The organism is Streptomyces sp. NPDC001450 (assembly GCF_053597295.1).
On record NZ_JBSFHY010000013.1, the window covers coordinates 57,205 to 71,678 of the forward strand.

At 70.6% G+C, this 14,474-nt stretch carries 14 protein-coding genes; 3 read left to right on the forward strand and 11 right to left on the reverse strand.

Annotation, left to right across the window (positions count from 1 at the left end; translation table 11 throughout):
• Window position 1: 1 nt before the first annotated feature.
• Genes ACWC5O_RS16560 through ACWC5O_RS16570 form a run of 3 tightly spaced genes read right to left on the reverse strand, consistent with a single transcriptional unit; the run spans window position 2 to window position 3,790 of the window.
• The gene (locus ACWC5O_RS16560) at window positions 2-1,312 is read right to left on the reverse strand and encodes a hypothetical protein (RefSeq protein ID WP_450580607.1); all 1,311 of its coding nucleotides are present in this window, start codon (window positions 1,310-1,312) and stop codon (window positions 2-4) included.
• Window positions 1,313-1,370: 58 nt separating this feature from the next.
• Window positions 1,371-2,402, reverse strand: a complete 1,032-nt coding sequence (locus ACWC5O_RS16565; protein ID WP_450580608.1) for a glutamate ABC transporter substrate-binding protein — start codon at window positions 2,400-2,402, stop codon at window positions 1,371-1,373.
• A gap of 14 nt (window positions 2,403-2,416) precedes the next feature.
• The gene (locus ACWC5O_RS16570; protein WP_450580750.1) at window positions 2,417-3,790 is read right to left on the reverse strand and encodes a hypothetical protein; all 1,374 of its coding nucleotides are present in this window, start codon (window positions 3,788-3,790) and stop codon (window positions 2,417-2,419) included.
• A gap of 264 nt (window positions 3,791-4,054) precedes the next feature.
• Here ACWC5O_RS16570 and ACWC5O_RS16575 point away from each other — a divergent pair, with 264 nt between their 5' ends.
• On the forward strand, window positions 4,055-4,474 hold the full coding sequence (locus ACWC5O_RS16575) for a VOC family protein (RefSeq protein ID WP_450580609.1): 420 nt from the start codon (window positions 4,055-4,057) through the stop codon (window positions 4,472-4,474).
• 55 nt (window positions 4,475-4,529) lie between these two features.
• Window positions 4,530-5,057, forward strand: a complete 528-nt coding sequence (locus ACWC5O_RS16580; protein WP_450580610.1) for a GNAT family N-acetyltransferase — start codon at window positions 4,530-4,532, stop codon at window positions 5,055-5,057.
• 61 nt (window positions 5,058-5,118) lie between these two features.
• Here the strand turns inward: ACWC5O_RS16580 and ACWC5O_RS16585 are convergent, their stop codons facing one another.
• From ACWC5O_RS16585 to ACWC5O_RS16620, 8 genes are all read right to left on the reverse strand, one after another.
• Window positions 5,119-6,108 carry an N-acetylglucosamine kinase gene (locus tag ACWC5O_RS16585; RefSeq protein WP_450580611.1) on the reverse strand — a complete coding sequence of 330 codons (990 nt, stop codon included), beginning with the start codon at window positions 6,106-6,108 and terminating at the stop codon, window positions 5,119-5,121.
• Entirely contained in the window at window positions 6,099-7,364 is a 1,266-nt protein-coding gene (locus ACWC5O_RS16590) for a 6-phospho-beta-glucosidase (RefSeq protein ID WP_450580612.1), read from the reverse strand. Before ACWC5O_RS16590 ends, ACWC5O_RS16585 begins: the two co-directional genes overlap by 10 nt.
• 6 nt (window positions 7,365-7,370) lie before the next feature.
• Window positions 7,371-8,264: a carbohydrate ABC transporter permease gene (locus ACWC5O_RS16595; RefSeq protein WP_450580613.1), complete on the reverse strand. Its 894-nt coding sequence runs from the start codon at window positions 8,262-8,264 to the stop codon at window positions 7,371-7,373.
• Window positions 8,265-8,266: 2 nt separating this feature from the next.
• Window positions 8,267-9,235, reverse strand: coding sequence for a carbohydrate ABC transporter permease (locus tag ACWC5O_RS16600; protein WP_450580614.1), 969 nt, complete (start codon window positions 9,233-9,235; stop codon window positions 8,267-8,269).
• Window positions 9,236-9,237: 2 nt separating this feature from the next.
• Window positions 9,238-10,590 (reverse strand): ABC transporter substrate-binding protein, encoded by a 1,353-nt coding sequence (locus ACWC5O_RS16605; protein WP_450580615.1) that lies wholly within the window; start codon window positions 10,588-10,590, stop codon window positions 9,238-9,240.
• Between the two features lie 56 nt (window positions 10,591-10,646).
• Window positions 10,647-11,858 (reverse strand): ROK family transcriptional regulator, encoded by a 1,212-nt coding sequence (locus tag ACWC5O_RS16610; protein ID WP_450580616.1) that lies wholly within the window; start codon window positions 11,856-11,858, stop codon window positions 10,647-10,649.
• 335 nt (window positions 11,859-12,193) lie between these two features.
• Window positions 12,194-12,370 carry a hypothetical protein gene (locus tag ACWC5O_RS16615; protein ID WP_450580617.1) on the reverse strand — a complete coding sequence of 59 codons (177 nt, stop codon included), beginning with the start codon at window positions 12,368-12,370 and terminating at the stop codon, window positions 12,194-12,196.
• Window positions 12,371-12,515: 145 nt separating this feature from the next.
• Window positions 12,516-13,616: a mechanosensitive ion channel family protein gene (locus tag ACWC5O_RS16620; protein ID WP_450580618.1), complete on the reverse strand. Its 1,101-nt coding sequence runs from the start codon at window positions 13,614-13,616 to the stop codon at window positions 12,516-12,518.
• Between the two features lie 316 nt (window positions 13,617-13,932).
• On the opposite strand from ACWC5O_RS16620, the gene ACWC5O_RS16625 reads away from it, so the two are divergent.
• Window positions 13,933-14,469, forward strand: a complete 537-nt coding sequence (locus ACWC5O_RS16625; RefSeq protein WP_070027169.1) for an HNH endonuclease — start codon at window positions 13,933-13,935, stop codon at window positions 14,467-14,469.
• Window positions 14,470-14,474 lie beyond the last annotated feature (5 nt).

Here is a 14,474-nt window from a genome sequence, read left to right on the forward strand (position 1 = left end):
CTCATGACGACTCACTCCTACGGTCCTGAGGTTCGCCCTGCTGGGGAATCCTCGATGCGCCGAGCTGTTCGGCCGCCGTCTGCTGGTAGCGCAGCACGGCCTGTTCGGCCACCCGCAGGTCGCACGGCGCGCTCCACAGCATGCGCCGGGCGGCGTCGTACCGCTCCATCAGCAGCGGATCCTCGGCCAGCCCGTGCCGGGCGACCTTCGCCTTGTACGCGTCCAGGCGGCCGCGCAGCTCGGCGCGGACCGCGAGCGGCGCGGTGACCGCCGTCAACGACTCGCGGGCACGCAGCAGTTCGTCCTCGGCCTTCTGCTCCAGGGACTCCAGGAGCGGGGAGAGCCGGTGCCACTGCGCCTGCCGCCGGTACTCGGCCGCGGTCGCCAGCTGTTCCTGCAGCGCGGTCGGCGGCCCGCTGACGACGGGCACCTCGGTCGCGGCGATCTTGGCGAGCACCTCACCGCGCGCGGTGCGCGCCTCGGCGAGGGTGCGGTCCGCGCGGGAGAGCACGTCCCGCAGCCGGATCAGCCGGGCCTCCGCGTCCTGACGGACGGTCAGCACGGCGTCGATCTCCCGGCGTACGTCCTCCAGGGCGCGCGCCTCACGGTCGTACACCGTGGTGTCCGGGCGGCCGCCGCCCGGCGCCGAACTGCCCTCCGCAGGCACCCAGAAGGCGAGCGGGTCCGAGACCACGTCCTCGCGCAGCCGGGTCAGCGTGCGGGTGATGCGCTCCAGGTCGTCACCGGCCGGGTGCTCACCGGGGCGTACGCCGACGGAGTGCGCGAGCTTGCGGGTGCGCTGGAGTTCCGCGGCGAGTAAATCGATCCGGGCGGGCAGCGCCGACCAGACGGCGTCTGCGGTGACGACCAGGTCCAGCGAGGACGCGTACAGCTCGTTCATCCGGTCGACCAGGGTGCCGAGCGAGAAACTCTCGCTGAGCTTGCCGGCGGTCACGAGCGTGGCGGCACCGCCGGGCACGGTGACGGAGTCGCCGCGCAGCAGTTCGGTCAGCTCCACCAGGTCCTCACGGCTGGACCAGCGGCGCCGGGCGCGGATCTCCCGGGCGGAGCGCAGCGCGGCCGTGTAGGCGTCGAAGTACGCCCACAGCAGGGTGATCGACGCCTCCGTGGCCGCCCAGCGGTCCCTGGTGACGCCGGTCAGTTCGGCGCCTTCCAGGAGTCTGCGGCCCGCGTGGTCCTGGAGGGCGAGCAGCGAGGTCTCGATCGCCTCGTGCTCGGCGCCGAGCCGCGCCAGCGCACGGTCCACCTCGTCCCGGTCCATCACCGGCCCGGCGGGGTCCGTGACGCCCATCGATCACCTCTCGCTGCTGTGTGGTTGGCCTTGGACGGGTTCTGGTCGGGGGCGGGGGTCAGCTCCTGCGCAGGTACTCCGGGGTCGGCGGCTTGGACGCTCCCGAGTCCTCGCCCAGTGTGGCCGACAGCCATCTGTCGTACGACGCCTGCCAGCCGCTCCCGCGGTAGCCCACCAGGATGCGATTGACCCGGCGTACCAGATCGTCGGCGTCCTTCTTCATCGCCACGCCGTAGTACTCGGTGGTGAACGCCGCGCCCTTCAGCTCGACCGTCGGGTCCTGGGCGGCCTGGCTCGCGGCGAGCGCGCCGTCGGTGACGACCGCGTCGACCTCACCGAGCTGCAGCCGGACCAGGCAGTCGAGCTGGTTGGGGACGGTGGTGGAGATGTCGGTGGAGGCGGGCAGGGTGCCCTTGTCCCGGTCGGCCTTCAGCTTCAGGTAGGCGGTGGAACCGGACGCCGTGCAGATCCTCTTGTGCGCGAGCGTGTCGTCGTACCCCGTGATCGACGAGGACTTGGGCGCCAGCACCTGCTGTCCGGTCTTGAAGTACGGGGCGGAGAAGGCGACTTCGCCGAGCCGCTGGCAGGTGATGGTCATCGTGCGCACGACCATGTCGACCCGGCCGTCCTGGATGGCAAAGATGCGCTGGCTGGTCGGTATCGCCTTGAACTGCACCGCGTCCGGGTCACCGAGGATGTCCGCGGCGATCCGGTGCACCAGGTCGATGTCGAAGCCCTCCAGCTCCGCCCCCCTGGTGTTCGGGTTGCGGTAGCCCCAGTGGTAGCTGTTCTGGTCGACGCCGACGACCAGCTTGCGCTTGGCGCCCGTACGGGACTTGATGGCGTCGATGGTCGGCCCGTCGGCGCCGGACGGGGACAGCGTCTGCTTCTGCGCGTCCGAGTCCTTGCAGTCCGAGGCCCGCGCCTGGCCGGCCTCGGCCACTCCCGGGCCGGCCGTGCGCCCGCCCTGCTGAGGCTCCTGGGTCCGCGGCAGCAGCAGGACGAACGCCAGCGCCAGGGCGCACAGCACCGCCATCGCGCCGACTCCGCCCCAGCCCCGCAGGGAGGCCCGTGCACGTGCTGCGTACATCGTCCTGCCCCCGATCACCGGTACTCCGAAAGCCTGCGTCCGATGCCGGCGACCGCGCCCGCGGCGCCGAGGACCGCCAGGACGGCGGCGCCGACGGGCAGCCCGGTCATCGCGTCCCGTCCGTCCCCGGCGGCCTGCTTGAACTCGGCCTGCTCGTGGTCGATGGCCAGGGCGAGATTGCGGTCGACGCTGTCGAAGCACTCACCGGTCGCGCCCTTGTCGCCGATCACCATGTCCAGCGCCTGCTGGTAGTTGCCGTTCTCGTCCTCGGTGCGGGCGGAGGTGTGACGCTTCTTCCACACCGCCATGTTGCCCTCGGCGGCCTTGACCGGCTTGGTGCCCGTCTGGTCGTCGGCGAGCCGGCCGGCCTCGGTGAGGCCCTTGCCGAGCACGGTCATGTCCTTGTCGAAGTCGTAGTAGTACGCGTCGTACGACTGTCCGCCGACCGTGACCGTCTCGGCGCCGCGCGCCACCAGGCTCAGGTTCTCGTTGCCGCGCGCCTTGAGGGAGGCGATCCGCGCGTCGTGCAGGACCTTCAGCGAGCGGATGCCGTGGTCGTACGAGCCGCCCAGGCCCGAGCGCGCGACGGCGTGCCCGACGACCAGCCACAGCAGCACCACGCCGGTGGCGGCGGTGGCGGCGACCAGGCCGTGGTTGAGGACGCGGTTGGTGCGCCGGTACGTACGGTGCTGGGCCCAGCCGAGCGCGGCCAGCGCGAGCACGCCGAGCGCGATCGCCGCCCACGGGTACGGCGTCGCGTCCGCATAGTCGGCATCGAGCCGCTGGTTCTCCTTCGTGTAGAGATCCTCCGCGGCCGGGAGCATCTCCTTCTGCATCTTCTCGTTGGCGTACCGCAGATAGGCGCCGCCGACCGGATACCCCTGGCGGTTGTAGGTCCGGGCCCGCTCGATGAGCCCCTTGTACTCGGGCAGCAGCCGGTTCAGTTTGGCGATGGTCGCTTCGGAGGGGGAGCCGGGCTCCGCGTTGGCGGCGGCCTTGACGAGTCCCGCGGCGGCCGTACGGATGTCCTTCTCGTACCGGTCGCGCGAGTCCGCGGTCTCCTGCCCGCCGGCCAGGAACCCGCTGGAGGCGGCCGTGTTGGCGTCGGCCAGCGAGCGGTAGATGCCGGCCGCGCCGGAACTGAGCGGCTGGCTGCGGTGCAGCACGTCGTCGGCGGCGGCCGCCCGCTCGGAGGTCTGCCAGGCGGTGACCGCGCCGAACGCGACGACGAGCAGCGCGAGGACGGCCCCGATGATCCGCAGCCGCCCCGGCTCGGTGGTCGCGGCGGCCCGCACCTGCTCGACACCTTCGGCGAAGGCGGTACGACGAGGGGCCGGGGGCGGGCCCACCCGTGCGGGTGAGCCGGGCTGGGAGGGGATGGCGGGCATGGCGGGACCCACCGGTGGCGGCGCCGCGCTGCTCTTCGGCGGGTGTGTCACTTGACCTCCCCCATGGTCATCCGTTCGCCGCCAAGTATCACCGCCCGGACCGTCATCCGCACCAGCCTTCACTCGATCTTGATCGGATCGCAGCGCAACCCACGGCGTGACGGCGCGGGGCGCTGGCCGCACCACCCCCCGCTGATGAACACGCCGGGTGCGGCGGATCGGTTCCCCCGGTAACCCTCGACACCGCTTGTACCCTTCGCCGACATGCACGGACGACCGAGCCACGACCCCGGCTCCCCCCGCATGTCACGCCACGACTGGTGGGGCGTGGTCCTCGAAGCACCCGCCCCGCACGCCCTCGCCCGCTTCTACTCCGAACTCCTCGGCTGGGAGATCGCCGAACAGGACCCCGACGGAGCGGCCATCACCCCACCAGAAGGCGTGGCCCACCTCGCCTTCCAGCGCGCGGACGACTACGTCCCCCCGGTCTGGCCCGCCCGCGAGGACGCCCAACGCATCACCATGCACCTCGACTTCGAGGTGACGAACCTGCCGTCCGCGGTGGCCCACGCCCTGGATCTCGGCGCCCGAGAGGCCGGCCACCAGCCGCAGGACAACGTCAGGGTCCTGCTCGAGCCGGCCGGGCATCCCTTCTGTCTCTACCTGGACGGCAGCGACGGCTAGCACCGTCGGACGAGCCTGAAACCCAGGGCCGTTCCATCCCTGCGAAGATCGTGACGTGAAGGACATACGCTTCCGTCTCGCCGACGATGCCGACCTCGCCTCCGTCGTTCGCCTGCGCGACGATGCCGCGCGCTGGATGCTGGCTCAGGGCATCACCGGCCAGTGGCGACCGGGCGAGCTGGACGAGGGCCACTTCCGTCGGATCATGGAGTGCGGAGAGGTCTGGCTCGCGGAAGCCGACGGCCGTCTGGCCGGGGCCTGGGAGCTGTGGTGGGAGGACGAGGACGCCTGGGGAGCGCAGCCGCCGGTAGCCGGTTACGTCCACCGCCTGATGGTGAACCGCAGCAGCGCCCCACCCGGGACCGGGCGACTGCTGCTGCGCGCCGCGGAGCGCCGCGTGGCCGAGGCGGGGCGGGCGTGGGTGCGCCTGGACTGCCTGGCCGGCAACGCGCCCCTGAACAAGTACTACCTGAACGCCGGCTACCGGATCGTCGGCCGCAAGGCGGGCAAACCACAGCCGGGCGGCGCACCCAAGTCGTTCACACTCCTCGAAAAGGCCGTACGCGTCGACGGTGAGCAGTGACTGTGGCCGCGGGCCGCGGGCGACGTGCTGGGTGTCGAACGCGACCCGGCGGGCATCTCTCTCAGTCCCCCCTCTCCCAGTAGGCCCGAGCCCGCTCCCGCGCCCCCGCCCCCGCCCCCAGCCGGTCCAGCCCCAGGAGTGCCGCGCCCAGTACCGGGCCGGCCGTCACCACCCGGATGTCGGCCTTGGGGGCGCGGGCGGACAGCAGGTCCTGGATGCCGTCGTCCAGTTGGGCGTGGCCGGCGGTCAGGACGCTGCCGCCCAGGAGGACGGGGGTCTCCTCGGTGAGGAGGTCGAGGCGGGTGAGGGCGACCGTGGCCATCGTCGCGACCTCCTCCGCGAGGCGGTGCACGATGGAGCGGGCGACCGGGTCGCCCTGTGCGGCCGTCTCGAAGAGGACGGGGGTCAGTTCGTGGCGGCGGCCGTGTTCGACGTGCTCCAGGTGCAGCGCCTCGATCAGGGCGTACATGGAGGAGAGGCCGAAGTGGGCGGGGAGGGTGCGGGACAGCGCCGTCGGCTCGCCTCGGCCGTCCTCGGCCCGGGCCGCGTACCAGAGGGCCTCCTCGGCCAGGCCCCAACCGCCGCCCCAGTCGCCGGAGATGCGGCCGATCGCCGGGAAGCGGGCGGTACGGCCGTCGGGGCGCATGCCGACGCAGTTGATGCCCGCGCCGCACACCACGGCCACACCCCGGGGCTCGGCCACGCCCGCCCGCAGGATCGCGAAGGTGTCGTTGCGGACCTCCACCGAGATGCCCCACGCGCGCGCGTGCAGCGCGGTCGCCAACCGCTCCTCCTCGACCGGCAGATCGGCGTTGGCCAGGCAGGCGGAGACGTGCGCGGCGGCGGGCAGGCCCGCGGCCGAGAGGGCCCGCGTGACCGGGTCGGCGAGGGCGTCCATCGCTGCCTCGACGCCCACCGCCGGAGGGCGGAAGCCGCCGCCGCGGGCCGTGGCCAGGACCTCGCCGCCGGCGGTGACCACGGCCACGTCGGTCTTGCTGTTGCCCGCGTCGATGGCGAGAACACTCCCGGATTCAGGTGCGGTCAGGCCCACGCCAGGTGCTCCCGGTTGTGCGCGATCAGTCGGTCGGTGAGGGTGTCGGCGTACTCGTACTGGCCGATCAGGGGGTGGGCCAGCAGCGCTCTGAAGACGCGGTCCCGGCCGCCGCGCAGCGCCGCCTCCAGGGCCAGGTCCTCGTACGTCGTCACGTTCGCCACCAGGCCCGCGTACAGCGGGTCCAGGTCCGGGACCGGCAACGGCACCGGGCCCGTCGGACCGACCGCCGCCTGGACCTCGATCACCGCGTCGTCCGGCAGGAACGGCAGCGTGCCCTTGTTGAGCGTGTTCACCACCTGGTACGGGCTTCCCGCACTGCCCAGCAGGGCTGCCGCCAGGTCCACCGCGGCCTCCGAGTAGAAGGCGCCGCCGCGCCTGGCCAGCAGCGCCGGCTTCTCGGCCAGGGCCGGGTCGCCGTACATCGTCAGCAACTCGTGTTCCATCGCGGCGACTTCCGCCGCCCGGGAGGGCTTCGTGCGCAGTTCTCGTACCACCGCGTCGTGCGCGTAGTAGTAGCGCAGGTAGTACGAGGGGACCACGCCCAGGCGGTCCACGAGGGGGCGGGGCAGGCGCAGGTCGTCGGCGATGGCGTCGCCGTTCTCGGCCAGGAGCTTGGGCAGGACGTTCGCGCCCTCGGGGCCGCCCAGGCGCACCCCCGTCTCCCAGGTGAGGTGGTTCAGGCCCACGTGGTCCAGGTGGACGTCCTTCGGGTCGGTGCCCAGCATCGCCGCGAACTTGCGCTGGAAGCCGATCGCCACGTTGCACAGGCCCACCGCGCGGTGGCCCGCCTGGAGCAGGGCACGGGTGACGATACCGACCGGGTTGGTGAAGTCGATGATCCAGGCACGGGGGTTGGTGCGGCGGACGCGTTCGGCGATGTCGAGAACGACCGGGACCGTGCGCAGTGCCTTGGCGAGGCCGCCCGCGCCGGTCGTCTCCTGTCCGATGCAGCCGCACTCCAGGGGCCAGGTCTCGTCCTGCTGACGGGCCGCCTGGCCGCCGACGCGGAGCTGGAGCAGCACGGCGTCGGCGCCCTCGACGCCCGCGTCCAGGTCGGAGGTGGTGACGATCCGGCCCGGGTGGCCCAGCCTTGCGAAGATCCGGCGGGCCAGGCCGCCCACCAGCTCCAGGCGTTCGGCCGCCGGGTCCACGAGCACCAGTTCCTCGACGGGCAGGGTGTCCCTGAGGCGCGCGAAGCCGTCGATGAGTTCGGGGGTGTAGGTCGAGCCTCCGCCGACCACGGTGAGTTTCATACGTGGTTAACCCTTCACTCCGGTGAGCGTGACGCCCTCCACGAACGCCTTCTGGGCGAAGAAGAACACGAGGATCACGGGGGCCATGACCAGCACGGTCGCGGCCATGGTGAGGTTCCAGTCGGTGTGGTGCGCACCCTTGAAGGACTCCAGGCCGTAGGAGAGGGTCCAGGCGCCGGGGTTCTCCGAGGCGTAGATCTGGGGGCCGAAGTAGTCGTTCCAGGCGTAGAAGAACTGGAAGAGGGCGACGGCGGCGATGCCCGGCTTCGCCATCGGCAGAACGATCCGCAGCAGGGTCCGCAGGTCACCGCAGCCGTCCACCTTCGCCGCGTCGACGTACTCGTTCGGGATCGTCATCAGGAACTGGCGCAGCAGGAAGATGGAGAACGCGTCCCCGAACGCCATCGGGATGATCAGCGGCCACAGCGTGCCCGACAGGTCCAGCTGCTTCGCCCAGAACAGGTACATCGGGATGATGATCACCTGCGGTGGCAGCATCATCATCGAGATCACCAGCATGAGTGACAGGTTGCGGCCCCGGAAGCGGAACTTCGCGAGCGCGTACGCCACCGGGATGGAGGACACCACGGTCAGCACGGTGCCGAGACCGGCGTAGATCAGGGTGTTCTTCCACCAGGTCAGGAAGCCGGGCGTGTCGAAGACCTTCTTGTAGTTGCCCCACGCCCAGGTGTGCGGGATCAGGTCCCGGCTGAGCGCCTGGGTGTCGCTCATCAGGGAGGTCAGGAACACGAACACGAAGGGGAGCGTGAAGAACAGCGCGGCGGCGATCCCCAGGCAGTGGACGGCGATCCATTCGAGCAGCGCCCGGCGGCGGGCGGTCCGCTCCGCCCCGGACACCTGCGGCGCCGGCTTCACCGGCTGGTCCAGTACGTGGGTCATGGTCAGTCACCTGCCTGGATGAGACCGCCCCGGCGCCGCATCAGGAACGCGGTGAACACCATCGACAGGGCGAACAGCACCAGAGCCACCACACAGGCCGAGCCGTAGTCGAAGCGCTGGAAGCCGAGGTTGTAGACGAGCTGGGGGAGGGTGAGCGTGGACTTGTCGGGGTAGCCGGGCTCGAACTGGGTGCCCGCGCCCTGGATCACACCGGAGGCGACCTTCCCCGCGATCAGCGGCTGCGTGTAGTACTGCATCGTCTGGATCACGCCGGTGACCACGGCGAACATCACGATCGGGGAGATGTTCGGCAGGGTGACGTAGCGGAACCGCTGCCACGCCGACGCGCCGTCCAGCTCGGCCGCCTCGTACTGCTCCGTCGGCACGTCGAGCAGCGCGGCCATGAAGATGACCATGAGGTCGCCGATGCCCCACAGCGCCAGCAGGGTCAGGGCCGGCTTGGACCAGGCGGGGTCGTTGAACCAGCCCGGCGCCGGGACGCCCGCCTTCTCCAGGATCGAGTTGACCGGTCCCGTACCGGGGTTGAGCAGGAAGGCGAAGGCCATCGTCGCCGCCACCGGCGGGGCGAGGTAGGGCAGGTAGAAGAGGGTGCGGAAGACACCCGCGCCCGTCTTGATCTTCGTGATGAGCAGACCCGCACCGAGTCCGAAGACGACCCGGAGCGTCACCATGATCAGGACCAGCCACAGGGTGTTGCGCAGGGCGGGCCAGAAGAGCGGGTAGTGCTCGAAGACGTACGTCCAGTTCTTCGTTCCGCTCCACGTCGGCGGCTTGAAGCCGTCGTAGTGCATGAACGAGAAGTAGACGGTCGAGATCAGCGGGTACGCGAAGAAGACCGCGAAGCCGATCAGCCAGGGCGACATGAAGGCGGCCGTTCGCAGTGCCTGTTTCCGCTGCTTCGCAGCGAGGCCGGCCCTGCGGCGCTTCGAGGCGAGCGTGATCGTGTTCATGGCTATTTCGCCTGCGCGATGTCCGTGTCGATCTGCGTGGCCGTCTTCTTCAGACCGGCCTTCAGATCGGTGACCTTGCCGCTCTCGTAGTCGTAGCCGAACTGCTGGATCGTCACCAGGTACACACCGCCGTTGATCGAGGCGGGACTCGTGGTCGAGTTCGGGTTCGCGGCGATGTCCAGGAAGGTCTTGAACCGCGGGTCGTACTTCAGCTTCGGGGACTTCAGCGCGGTCAGCGTGGAGGGCACGTTGTGGATGTCGTTGGCGAAGCCGACCACCGCGTCGGTGTTCGTGGTCATGTACTTCACCAGTTCCCAGGCCGCGTTCTGCTTGTGGCTGGTGGCCGCGATGCCCGCGATGGTGCCGGTGATGTAGCCCTTGCCGTACTGGTCGGCCTGGTCGTCCGGTACGGGCAGCGGGGCGACGCCGATGTCGAACTTCGGTTTGGCGTCGAGCGCCATCCCGAGCCGCCACTCGCCGTCCATCTGCATGGCCACCTGGCCGGTGTGGAAGGGGTGCTTGGGACCCCACTCGTCGCCGAGGGTGGCCCGGAACTTCTCCAGCTTCTGGAAGCCGCCGAGTTCGTCGACGAGCTTCTTCTGCAGGGTGAAGCCCTTCTCGAACGCCGGGTCCTCTGCCACCTCGGACTTGCCGTCCTTGTCGAAGTACGTCGGCGAGAACTGCCCGAAGTAGTGCTCGGTCGTGGACTCCCAGCCGTGGTAGTCCGGCATGAAGCCCAGCTGCTTGTAGCTGTCGCCCTGCGGGATCGTCAGCTTCCTGGCGTCGGCCTCGAACTCCGACCAGGTCTTCGGCGGGGCGGTGATGCCCGCCTTCTCGAACGCCGTCTTGTTGTAGTAGAGGCCGTACGCGTCGCCCAGCAGCGGCACCGAGCAGCGGTTGCCGTCGAACTGGGTGTACTCGTTCATCGCCTTCGGGAAGGTCGTCTCCGGATCGATGCCCGACTTCTTGAAGAAGGGGTTGAGGTCCACCAGCGCGCCCGAGGAGCAGAACTTGCCCACGTTGTTGGTGGTGAAGGAGGAGATCACGTCCGGGGCCTTGTCGCCGCCGGAGCGCAGCGCCTGGTTGATCTTGTCGTCGGTCATGTTGCCGACGACGTTCACGTGGATGTTGGGGTGGGCCTTCTCGAAGCCGGCGACCAGGGACTTGACCGCCTTCACCTCGTTCGGCGCGCTCCACGCGTGCCAGAAGTTGATCGTCGTGTCCTTGGAGGCGTCGTCGGTGGCGCCAGAGGCCGAGTTGCCGGCTTGGCCGGTACAGGCGGTGGTGAGCAGCGCGAGCGACGCGGTTACGGCAAAAGCCGCCTTTCGGACAGCGGAGGGTATGACTTCGGGCATGGCGAGGTCTCCCGGGGCAGGGGTGGGTGAGGAGAGGGGGACTGCGGGGGCGGGGCTCAGTGCGAGGTGTCGAAGACCTCGTCGCGGGTGGCCGCGAGCGCGGACTCCAACGCGCCGCGCAGCACGGGGTGTTCACGGACGTCGCCGACGACGAGCCGGGGGCGGGCCGCGGCCAGCTCCTCCAGCTCGGCCTGGACGAGGGTGCGCAGCACCTCGCCGCCGGCCGTCAGGGCGGAGCCGCTGAGGACGACGAGTTCGGGATCGAGGACGGAGACGAGCGAGGCGAGACCGGTGGCCAGCCGGGTCGCATAGGTGGCGAGCAGCTCCCGGTGGGGTCCGCTCACGTGGTCGGCGGCGCGGGCCAGGAGTTCCGTGGCGGCCTCGGTGTACGGCCCCGACGGCAGGTCCTCGATGCCGAGTTCGCGGGCCAGTTTCGGTACGGCCTGGGAGCCGGCCAGCTCCTGGTAGCCGCCGCTGTTGGCCTTGGTCACCTGGCGCACCAGGGGGGTGCCGGGCACGGGGAGGAAGCCGACCTCGCCGGCGCCGCCGGTCCAGCCGCGGTGCAGCCGGCCGCCGAGGACCAGGGCGGCGCCGAGGCCCTCCTCGTTCCACAGCAGCACGAAGTCGCTGTGGCCGCGGGCCGCGCCGAGCCGCTGTTCGGCGAGGGCGACGAGGTTGACGTCGTTCTCGTACTCGACCGGCATCGGGAGCGCCGCCGCGAGGTCGTCGAGCAGCGCGGGGGAGTGCCAGCCGGGCAGGTGGGAGGCGTAGCGCAGCCGGCCGGTGTTGGGGTCGAAGGCGCCGGGGGTGCCGATGACCAGCCGGTGGACGTCGTCCCGGGCCAGCCCGGCGGCCTTCACGGCGCCGTCGAGGGCGTCGGTGACCTGCTGGACGACCGGGTGGGCGGGGCGGCGGCCGGGGGTGGGCAGTTCGTACTCGCCGACCGTGCGGCCGGTGATGTCGGCGACGGCGGCGCGGATGCGGTTCGGGGTGACGTCGAGCCCGGCGGCGTACGCGGCCGTGGGGTTGACCGCGTACAGCTGGGCGTTGGGGCCCGGCCGGCCCTCGCTGGTACCGGTGACCCGGACCAGGCCGGCGTGTTCCAGGCGGGCCAGCAGCTGGGAGGCGGTCGGCTTGGACAGGCCGGTGAGCTTGCCGATCCGGGTGCGGGACAGCGGCCCGTGCTCCAGCAGGAGGTCCAGGGCGGCGCGGTCGTTCATGGCGCGCAGCACGCGAGGGGTGCCCGGCGTACCGGCGGTTCCTGCCATGGGGGTCGACACCTGCCTTTCGAACTGCCCAGTTTCCCAGTGGCCTGGTCATGACGTCCAGTCTTGATCACCTGGCCGCCCGAAGATCACTGTTAGGAAACTTTCCTATTCGGGTGGGAGGAACGTAAGCCCAGGACGAAGAGGGCGTCAATAGACAACGCCCCCGAGGCAACAGAGTCGTTACCTCGGGGGCGCGCCGTAAGGCTCCAGGTGGTGGTGTCCGCCGCCGCGTACGGCGAGTCCGCCGGGTCCACGACGACCATCGCGGTGCAGCTCTCGGTGGCCGTCGTGTCCGTCGTGGTGAGGATCTGAATCCCGGGCGCGTCAGGAGTCCGTCACGGTCGCGCTGTGTCAGATCGCGCGGCTCGTCGGTTGAGGGCCTGGGTCCGGCCGTCCTTGTGCGCGGCGCGGAAGCCCATGCCGAAACCCGCCAGCGGGAACCCCGCGCTGTTGAACTGGAGAAACGGCTGCGCGATGACGTCGCTGTGGTCTTCGTCCGCTTCGGCACCCATCGCTTCTCCTCGGCGCGCTGATGCCGGGCCAAGCCTGCGCTGGGTGCCCCGGCAGAACGATGGGGCACCCGCGGCGCTTCGGGCGCTGGAATGCCCCACCTGTTCACTCGAACGAGTGTGCTGAACCGATCCGCCCCCGTACGCCCTACTTAGGGGCCGGCCGCTGCTGCGGAGTGATCGGCGAAGCCGTCGTCGCCTGGGGCGAGTCCGCGTTGGAGTACACCGAAGGAGCCGCGACCAAGGCCGTCGGGTCCGGGACGTCCTCGACGTCCTCCACGGCCGTCGCCCCGCCCACGATGCGGATGCTGGCCGCGTCGAACGCCCGCTTGATGCGCCAGCGCAGCTCGCGCTCCACCGTCACCGACTTGCCGGGCATGGTCCTGGCCGAGACCCGGACCACCATGGAGTCGATCAGCACGCTGTCCAGGCCGAGCACCTCGACCGGCCCCCACAGCAGCTCGTTCCAGGGCTCTTCCTTGCTCATCTGCTCGGCGACCTCGTCCAGCGTGGCCTTCACCCGGTCCAGGTCCTCGCCCGCCCGCACGGTCACGTCGACCCCGGCGGTCGCCCAGCCCTGGGAGAGGTTGCCGATCCGCTTGACCTCGCCGTTGCGGACGTACCAGATCTCGCCGTTGTCACCGCGCAGCTTGGTCACCCGCAGCCCGACCTCGATCACCTCGCCGGAGGCCACGCCCGCGTCGATCGAGTCGCCGACGCCGTACTGGTCCTCCAGGATCATGAAGACGCCGGAGAGAAAGTCCGTGACCAGGTTGCGGGCGCCGAAACCGATCGCCACACCGGCCACACCGGCCGAGGCCAGCAGCGGCGCCAGGTTGATCTTGAACGTGGACAGCACCATCAGCGCGGCCGTGCCGAGGATCAGGAAGCTCGCCACCGAGCGCAGCACCGAGCCGATCGCCTGCGAGCGCTGCCGGCGCCGCTCGGCGTTGACCAGCAGCCCGCCCAGCGCGGTGCCGTCCACCGACTCCACGGTGCGGTTCATCCGGTCGATCAGCTTGGTGATCGCCCGCCGCACCGCCGCTCTGAGCACGAACGCCACGACCAGGATCAGCAGGATCTGCAGGCCCATCGCGAGCCAGGTCGACCAGTTCTGCTCCACCCAGCTCGCCGCGCTCGTCGCGCTGTCCTGGGCGTCCTGAAGCGTCGGCACGGCCGGGGCCGTCGACCCCGAGGGAGACGGGGTCGGCGTCGCACCGGCGGCCACTAGGGCGACGGGCAAGGACACGGCAGGTACCTCCAACGTGCTGCGCGGTCCGCTCCGGTGGGCGGTCAAGGTCACGAAAAGGTCACCGGACGGACAGGACCACCACACTAACGGGGCATTGTGTGTGCACCACGCCGTTCCGCACAGGAGGGCCACAGGAGAGACGGGTCTCACCCGGGCTTGAACAGGCCACGGTCCGGGGGATGAATCAGGTGTGGTCGAAAACACTCCCAGCCCGTTACCGGGACATGGTGGCGCTTCCACCAGGCATGAGGGGAGACTGACTGCAGATCGTCCCGGCGCGAGCCACGCGCCGCCGACGCCCAAGGAGGCACCCGTGCCGCATGTCCTGGTCCTCAACGCGTCGTACGAGCCGCTCGGCGTCGTACCGCTCCGTCGCGCGCTCGTCCTCGTCCTGGAGAACAAGGCGGTCTCCCTCGAGGAATCCGGCGCCTATATGCACAGCGCAACCGTCACAGTCCCCGCACCCAGCGTGGTCCGGCTCAAGCGATTCGTCCGGGTTCCCTATCGGGGGCCCGTTCCTCTTACCCGCAGGGCGCTGTTCGCCCGCGACGGGGGCCGGTGCATGTACTGCGGTGGCGTCGCAACCAGCGTCGACCACGTCATCCCGCGCAGCCGCGGAGGCAAGCACGTCTGGGACAACGTGGTGGCCTCCTGCCGCCGCTGCAACCACGTCAAGGCCGACCGCCACCTCGTCGAGCTGGGCTGGCGGCTGCGTCACAAACCGGCCCCGCCCACCGGTCTGGCCTGGCGCATCATCGGGACCGGCCATAGGGACCCGCGCTGGCTGCCCTACTTGCAGCCGTACGGCGCGGACGACGCCATGGCCCGGATCGACGGCATCTCCGCCTGACGATC

Excerpts from the sequence above, each read along its gene's own strand:
- ACWC5O_RS16605 (WP_450580615.1), bottom strand. The coding sequence starts at position 10,590 with ATGCCCGAAGTCATACCCTCCGCTGTCCGAAAGGCGGCTTTTGCCGTA.
- ACWC5O_RS16590 (WP_450580612.1), bottom strand. The coding sequence starts at position 7,364 with ATGAAACTCACCGTGGTCGGCGGAGGCTCGACCTACACCCCCGAACTC.
- ACWC5O_RS16600 (WP_450580614.1), bottom strand. The coding sequence starts at position 9,235 with ATGAACACGATCACGCTCGCCTCGAAGCGCCGCAGGGCCGGCCTCGCT.
- ACWC5O_RS16615 (WP_450580617.1), bottom strand. The coding sequence starts at position 12,370 with ATGGGTGCCGAAGCGGACGAAGACCACAGCGACGTCATCGCGCAGCCG.
- ACWC5O_RS16565 (WP_450580608.1), bottom strand. The coding sequence starts at position 2,402 with ATGTACGCAGCACGTGCACGGGCCTCCCTGCGGGGCTGGGGCGGAGTC.
- ACWC5O_RS16575 (WP_450580609.1), top strand. The coding sequence starts at position 4,055 with ATGCACGGACGACCGAGCCACGACCCCGGCTCCCCCCGCATGTCACGC.
- ACWC5O_RS16610 (WP_450580616.1), bottom strand. The coding sequence starts at position 11,858 with ATGGCAGGAACCGCCGGTACGCCGGGCACCCCTCGCGTGCTGCGCGCC.
- ACWC5O_RS16570 (WP_450580750.1), bottom strand. The coding sequence starts at position 3,790 with ATGCCCGCCATCCCCTCCCAGCCCGGCTCACCCGCACGGGTGGGCCCG.
- ACWC5O_RS16595 (WP_450580613.1), bottom strand. The coding sequence starts at position 8,264 with ATGACCCACGTACTGGACCAGCCGGTGAAGCCGGCGCCGCAGGTGTCC.
- ACWC5O_RS16560 (WP_450580607.1), bottom strand. The coding sequence starts at position 1,312 with ATGGGCGTCACGGACCCCGCCGGGCCGGTGATGGACCGGGACGAGGTG.